Below are 7,355 nucleotides of genomic sequence, written 5' to 3'. Positions count from 1 at the left end.
ATTAATTATACCATTTTTTAATGTAAATAGCTTAATTTTTTTTATTTATGCGTAATTTTATTATTTATACTATGCTAAGTTGACGACATTGACCGTGCGTATAAAGGGTTTGTTGAAGTATAACATGGATAAAACAAAAGGAAAGCTAAAAGAGCCAGATATTGAGATAATGAAGGTCGCTCGTAATGAAAACGGCATTATTATAGGCGGTATAGCAGGTTCTACATATCTTTCATCGCTTGAAATAGAAGTGCTATGGGTTAGCGAAGCTTATAGAGGGCAAAGCATCGCTTCTCAATTACTTAATGAAATAGAAAATGAAGCTAAAGAAGATGGATGCCTATTGGCTCATCTTACAACTTACTCTTTCCAAGCTCCATGTTTTTATCAGAAAAATGGGTATATTGTTTGTGGAGAAATTGAGGGGTTTCCAGATAATATTAAGTTACACATATTGAAGAAACTATTATAACTGTAGGGTGTATTGTTTCGGATAAAAAGACGGGGCTATGTATATTAGGTGAGGTGAGGGGCTTTGGAGCGAATAATTATTATAGGTGGGAATGGTTGAGGAAAAACTACATTTGCAAAGGAATTATCTGATAAATTAAATTTGCCTTTAATTCATCTTGATGTATTGTATTGGAGAGATAATTGGCAAACTGCGACCACAGATGAATTTGATGAGTTATTGGTGCAAGAAATCACAAAGCCTAAATGGATTATAGATGGAAATATTGGTCGCACTATACCATTTAGATTAAAATATTGCGATACTGTTATTTACATGGATTTTTCTAGACTAAAGTGTGTTTATGGTGTAATAAAACGAGTGATAAAATGTTATGGTAAAAGTCGTACTGACATGGGGGGATATTGTCCTGAAAAGTTTAATATGAAGAAATTTGAGTTTTTAAAGTCCGTTTGGAATTTTAACAAAAATAACAGAAAGCGTTATTATGATATGCTACAAAGTGCAAACGATGTTAAAATAATTATATTAAAAAGCAGGAAGCAAGTACGAGAGCTATTGCAACAATTATGAGAATAAAAAAATGAAATAAATTAAGATTACTGTAAGTCAAACTATTTTATCAGCAAAATGCTCTGAAGCCGCATAAACACTATATATAGTTATATAGCTAGATAGATATCTAGAGAAAAATATATCTATCTATATTCTACAAATTCTAAAATTTACAAATAATTTTATGGGTGAAGGATTAACAAAAATTTGATAAGCTGCTTTTAATTCTAAAATATGAATATGTATATTTTAGAATGAGGATAGAAAGGATTAATGTTAGGAGATACAACAGTTTTTGTTGAGAAATTATGCAATGTAACATATCATAATAGTATGGAAGTAAAGAAAAAGAGAACTTTATTGAGTTTAGAAAGAAAAGAAGAAATCAAGGAATGGTGTGATTATATGAAATTAGAAAAAATAAAGTTTAATAATCATGAAGTATTTAATGATTTAGAGATAGAGTTTAAAGATAATAAGGGAAAGATATTAGATACTATTGTTGTTATTGGTGAAAATGGTTCTGGTAAAACTACTTTATTAAAATGTATTTATGATTCATTTGAAATCGATGAACGTGGATATAAAGAAGTGGGAGAGGATAAAGTAGAGTTGACTCCTGATTTATATACATCTACAGTGAAGTTAGAGAAGGATGAAATTGGAATGTTAAGTCCAGAGTTTGCTTATGGATTTGAATATGAGCCTACTTATCCTAAAGTTGTATATATGCCAACAGAAATTAATTTTGAAAAGATTAACAAGGTGGATAATACATTAAATTTTACTCCGGATTTTCAAAATATAGTAGATCAAAATATGACTCAAAACATACCATCATTTATTGCTACAAAAATAAATAAAGAAATATTCAAAAATAGAAATAAGACTATAGGAGAAGTTATAGATAAAGTTTGTGATGATATAAATAGTATATTTTCTATTATGAATTTAGATATAAAATTGGTAGGTTTATCTGAAACAAGTGAAACTAAACCTATATTTAGAAATGGATTAGGGAAAGAATTTGATATTACTGGTTTATCCTCAGGAGAAAAACAATTATTTTTAAGAGCATTGGCCCTAAAATTCTTAGAAGTTAATAACTCCATAATATTAATTGATGAGCCCGAAATATCACTTCATCCAGAGTGGCAGAGCAAGATAATTGATGTGTATAAAAGTATTGGAAATAATAATCAGTTAATTATAGCTACTCATTCACCACATGTAATTGGAAATATAACAGCTAATGAGTTAAGAGTAATGAAAAAAGATAACAATGGTATTAGGTTAATAGATAATGATAAATTAAATGAAACCTATGGAAAAATATTGCGCTTATTGTGAAAAGAGAATATATACTAATGATGATGGTCATATAGAACATATAAGGCCAAGAGATTTGTTCCCTAAAGAATTTCAAACTTATGATAATATTATAGTTTCCTGTAATGAAAAGAATAGTTGTGGAATTAATAAAAAGAATAATTATGATGACAAGTTTATAAATCCAGTTATAGATGATCCCAAGGAATATCTATATTATAGTATTGCTAATGGGGAAATAATACCCAAAAGTATTGATGAAAATAGCCATGAGTATTTAAGAGCAAGGTACACAATAGATACATTAAATTTAAATAGCTATGAATTAAAAGAGGCCAGAAAAGCTTTAATAGATATATTAGAGGTTTATAGAGAAAATTATGAGGAATATAACGAGTATTTACAGTTCTTTTTAGATGATGGTCATAATTTTCCAAACTTGATTAGATTATATATGGAGCTGTAAGTTTAGGGGATAAGAGGGTAAGGAGATAAGAATGTCCTGCGGATGTATTAATAAATAGGAAATGTTAAGAATATTAACACTCTGTAACACAGGAATATGTTATAGAGTGTTTTTTTAGTAGTGGTATAATCAGTGCTCTTTACCTTACGATTAAGGTGATGAAGCATTCATTTCTAACATATTCTAATTCATAAGAAATAGACTCTTAATTTTCAAACATCCAGTCTCAGTTAAAACTCTCAAATTTCAACCAATAAATCATATGACAGAAGCAAAGATATTCAAAAATATCTGAAGATTCCACAGATAAAGCTCTATATGCTGTAGGGCAAGTGATTGACACACAGACTTATAGGGTTTCAAAAGAGAATAAGTTTGCACTATTAAGTTTGTAACCATTATTGCTGTAGAAGTGAAGTTCAGATTCATTAGAGTCATTTTTAATATTTACAATATATAAATTATATATATAAAGGTTATAGTTTCTTTAATAAAAGCAATTATAGCCTTCTTTTTCTTTTCGTGTAATTTTGCTGTGGGTGGCAGTTAAAGTGCCAGAATATATAATACTGTATATACTAGTAAGATAACATATAGTAATACAATATCTAAAGAACTATACATGTGCATTAATAGAACGTATGATCATAACAATGTTAATAAAAAGAGTAGTACAAGCCATTTATTTTCTCTCTTTCTTTGGACAAGCTTATTTTTGTATCCTTTAAGGAATACCCTATAGGACAAATATCTGCTTGTCCAAAGTTTCCTCTTCGGTACTAAGGTCAAAGGATTCTCTTGTATGTATTGAAAATAATAGATAATATAAATATGTTTATTAGATACCAATTAGAAAGAATATTTTGACCGTATTACGCCTTAGCGGATTTTTTACTTTGGATTAGATTATCTGCTGGACCAACAGAGAGGAGCTATAGAGTATCAGCTGATAAGGTTGTCCAAAGTTTCCTCTTCAAGATTAGTTCAAATAGTTCTCTTAAATAGACAATAGATAGATTACTATTAAAATCTAAGGGTTAGTAATAAAGAACTTTTTGAACTATATTATAAATTTATGCCTTTGGACTAGCTATTTTCGACCAAAGGGAGACATATATATAAGATCCAAAGAGGGGTTACGGGGAGGAGCATCCTATAAAATTTAGGTGGCATATCTGAGATTTAATTCTTAGGAACAAAGAGATGAATTTGTAACATTCTATTGGAATTTGAAATTTATGTAGAGAAGTGAACTTATATAATAAATTAACAAAAGTTTAAAAATAAAAGCAAATTCGACAAAATAAGCGTTACTTAGATATTAAATTTAGTATATAATTTCTAGGGATTAAAATAATAGAACTTATAATAACTATAAATATGTAGAAAAAGTAAATTTCAACTTGATTATCAATGAATAGGGGGAGAATAATTTGTATTGTGGCAACTGTGGAAAAGAGCTTAAATCAAATGCAAAGTTTTGTGCTAGTTGTGGGGAGGAGGTATCTCCAATTGAATCAGAATCTACAAATTATATTGTTGAGGGAGTAGATAATTTTATTGAAAATATTGAAAGCAATGAAAATACACAAGATGAGCCAAATAAAGAAGAAAAATTTGACGATATAAATGAGCAGAAAGATTCAACAAAAAACAATAAACTTATTGATGGAACAATTAATAACACTCAACTTTCATCACTTAAAGATAATGAAACAAGTGACATAGATGACATTCCTGAAACTAAAAAGAAGCCATCTAAAAAGATTTTAGTAATAGCAGCTTCTGCTTTGGCGATAGCATTATTGAGTATATTTTTTATTATGAATCCAACTAAAGATACAGAATCTATCTTAAAAGAAATTGAGTCTACATTAGCATCTTTTGATGAATATATCGTAGACAACAATAAGGCAGAAATTGATAAAATAAAAGCTAGACTTTTTGAGCAAAAAGAAGAAAAGAACTACGAGAAAATAGAGGTGTTATTAGCTGATACTGAAAATCTTAAAACCAAGTTACAAACTGATAATAGCTCAATTATAGATAATATGCTTAACGAAACAAAGGCGAAAGATACCTATAAAGCATATCCAGATGAACTTGAAAATATAAAAAGTTATGAAGAAAAAGTAACAACTTATATAAAAGATAATAAATTTATTAGTGCAAGGAATGTGTTAACCGAGTGGAATGATCTTCTTACATCAATTAATTATAGTTATGATAATTATACTGTATCTGTTAATCAAATAGATTTTAACAGTTTTCCAAAGATTAAAGTATATCTTTCAATAGAGGATAAGAATACAAAAGTAGTTCCTAAAAATTTAGATCCTGGTTTCTTTTATGTATCTGAGAAAGATGCTAGTAATAATAAGTTTTTAAAACAGACCATTCAAAAGGTTACACAATTAGATCAACAAGAGGGACTAAATATTAATATGGTAGCAGATGTAAGTGGTAGCATGGAAAATGGACCTATAGATAAAGCTAAGTATATAATGACAAATTTTTTAGAACAAGTACAATTTAACAAAGAAGATAAGGTAGAGTTAACTGCATTTTCTAGTGGTGTACGGACTTGTGCAACATTTACTGATAACAAAGAACTTTTGAGACGTGAAATATCTAACCTTAAAACTGGTGATCAAACAGCATTATATGATGCTCTTTTTGCAGCAGTCAATACTACAGCAGTACAAAATGGTGCAAAATGTGTAATGGCATTTACTGATGGACAAGATAACTTTAGTAAAGTTACACCAGATGAAGTAATTCAAGTAGCAAAGAGATATAATGTACCAATATTTATTATAGGTATTGGAAGTGGTCTAGATAATGCAAAGCTACAGAATATAGCAACAAGTACAAATGGATTGTATAAGCAAATAAATGATATATCAGATATGTCAAATATTTATGATAAAATTTATAAGAAAAACAAAGAAATGTATCTTCTTGAATATGAAGCTCAGGGAAGCGATATGGTAGGAGAGAGAACTTTAAAAATTGATATTCAAACACGTAAAGAAGGTGGAGGGACAAGCTATGCATTTACTCCAAGACTTTTAGTTTCAACTCAATCTGAAGTGAATAGTACTGATGAGATATCAGGATTGATTGGAAATTACTTAAAGAATTATGTTAATGCAATAAACAATCATGATTATTCTTATGTTGAAAGTTACCTAGTTCCTGGTGGTGGAGTTGAAAAAGAAGTTAAGCCATATATTATGAAGGATATACAGGAAAAATTGCTTTCACATGAAATAATAAACAAAGAATTTAAAGATGCTAATACGTGTATTGTAACTACAAGAGAGACTTATGAAGTACAAAATCATGATGACCCCTTACACATGAGAGTTTTGGAAGGAAAATATGAGGTTAAGAAGCAATCTGATGGAAAATGGAAGATCCTTAATTTTGCAGATTTATATAAAGTTATATCAACTATAAATTATTAGAAATAAATGTTTTTCTATATTTACTATTAAGGTAAATCATAGTAAAATTGAAATACTGTGAAAATATATATAAATTAATTGTATTATTACAGATAATGTAGATAGTAACACTTTACGAGGGGGAAAATAATGTTTTGTAAAAATTGCGGAAATCAAATGGAAGAAGGAGACAGATTTTGTGGAGGTTGTGGACAACCGACAGATGGGGGAAGTAGTAATAATAATATAATAAAAACAGTAAATAGTGGCGATTTAATAAAGCTTATAAAAACATATTTTACTAAACCACTATCATTTTTCAGCGAATTCAAGGATAAAGATGTAGTAAAACCATCTATTATTTTACTTGTAGTTTTACCAATAATTTATGGAATCATAAACATAATCTATACATCATCAGTAATAAGTGCAATATTTAGTATGTTCAAGAAATTACCTGACATTTTAGCAAAGGCAGGCTTAATATCACAATTAGAACTTGCACAAGCTAAAAGTGAAATTTTAATGTCAGATGAGGTATTAAGTTTTAAGAGTAAAATAGATGCATTAATTGACAATAAGGATATATTTTTAAAAGCCGCAGGACAATTATTAATAATTATTATAGTGACAGCTATAATTTTATTAATACTTAATATAGTAATATTAAAAAATAAAATAAGAACAGAAGATATACTATTTATAGCGGTTATGTCATATATACCATTGGTGTTATCTGGAGCTCTAGCTAGTTTAGCTACAATGATAAGTATATTTTTGGGAATGTTTATAGTATTCTCAGGATATATATTATCATTTATTACACTATTTAGTGGAATTAGTCAGGTAAGTGAAGAGACAAATGATAAGGTGTTTATCTTAATGAGTATTATATTTATTTTAATTTCAATTATTTTATCATTATATGTAACGAAGTATATAGAATCATCATTCTTACAAATAAAAAATATGATAGATTCAGTAGGGAGTTTCTTGTAATATCCATGAAAGTAGGTCAGGAATATCTTAATTCTTGACCTACTTTTGTGAGTTTAATAATATCGATAGTGTAAAGTGAGATATG

General features: G+C 28.3%; 6 protein-coding genes. All 6 read left to right on the top strand.

The features are described 5' to 3' along the window. Positions 1-124 precede the first annotated feature (124 nt). The 6 genes from B3N22_RS12365 (at position 125) to B3N22_RS12340 (ending at position 7,270) form a co-directional block, all read left to right on the top strand. Complete coding sequence (locus B3N22_RS12365; protein ID WP_286907532.1) at positions 125-472, top strand: GNAT family N-acetyltransferase; 348 nt, start codon at positions 125-127, stop codon at positions 470-472. 222 nt (positions 473-694) lie between these two features. Next, a complete protein-coding gene (locus B3N22_RS12360; RefSeq protein WP_286907530.1) occupies positions 695-1,045 on the top strand; it encodes a P-loop NTPase family protein in 351 nt (116 codons plus the stop codon). A 255-nt stretch (positions 1,046-1,300) separates the two neighbouring features. Then, positions 1,301-2,377: an AAA family ATPase gene (locus tag B3N22_RS12355; protein ID WP_286907528.1), complete on the top strand. Its 1,077-nt coding sequence runs from the start codon at positions 1,301-1,303 to the stop codon at positions 2,375-2,377. Beyond that, the gene (locus B3N22_RS12350) at positions 2,343-2,822 is read left to right on the top strand and encodes a retron system putative HNH endonuclease (protein ID WP_286907526.1); all 480 of its coding nucleotides are present in this window, start codon (positions 2,343-2,345) and stop codon (positions 2,820-2,822) included. Before B3N22_RS12355 ends, B3N22_RS12350 begins: the two co-directional genes overlap by 35 nt. Positions 2,823-4,255: 1,433 nt before the next feature. Beyond that, positions 4,256-6,292 (top strand): TcaA NTF2-like domain-containing protein, encoded by a 2,037-nt coding sequence (locus B3N22_RS12345; RefSeq protein WP_286907524.1) that lies wholly within the window; start codon positions 4,256-4,258, stop codon positions 6,290-6,292. Between the two features lie 129 nt (positions 6,293-6,421). Continuing rightward, complete coding sequence (locus B3N22_RS12340) at positions 6,422-7,270, top strand: zinc ribbon domain-containing protein (protein ID WP_286907522.1); 849 nt, start codon at positions 6,422-6,424, stop codon at positions 7,268-7,270. Positions 7,271-7,355: the final 85 nt, after the last annotated feature.

Source organism: Clostridium sp. UBA1652 (genome assembly GCF_002320975.1).
In the GTDB taxonomy this organism is placed as follows: domain Bacteria; phylum Bacillota; class Clostridia; order Clostridiales; family Clostridiaceae; genus Clostridium_T; species Clostridium_T intestinale.
Note: the sequence above shows the minus strand (reverse complement) of the source record. Positions and strands in the feature narration are given on the sequence as shown.

Coding starts and splice junctions, on each gene's coding strand:
- B3N22_RS12365 (WP_286907532.1), top strand. CDS start 125: ATGGATAAAACAAAAGGAAAGCTAAAAGAGCCAGATATTGAGATAATG.
- B3N22_RS12355 (WP_286907528.1), top strand. CDS start 1,301: ATGTTAGGAGATACAACAGTTTTTGTTGAGAAATTATGCAATGTAACA.
- B3N22_RS12350 (WP_286907526.1), top strand. CDS start 2,343: ATGAAACCTATGGAAAAATATTGCGCTTATTGTGAAAAGAGAATATAT.
- B3N22_RS12340 (WP_286907522.1), top strand. CDS start 6,422: ATGTTTTGTAAAAATTGCGGAAATCAAATGGAAGAAGGAGACAGATTT.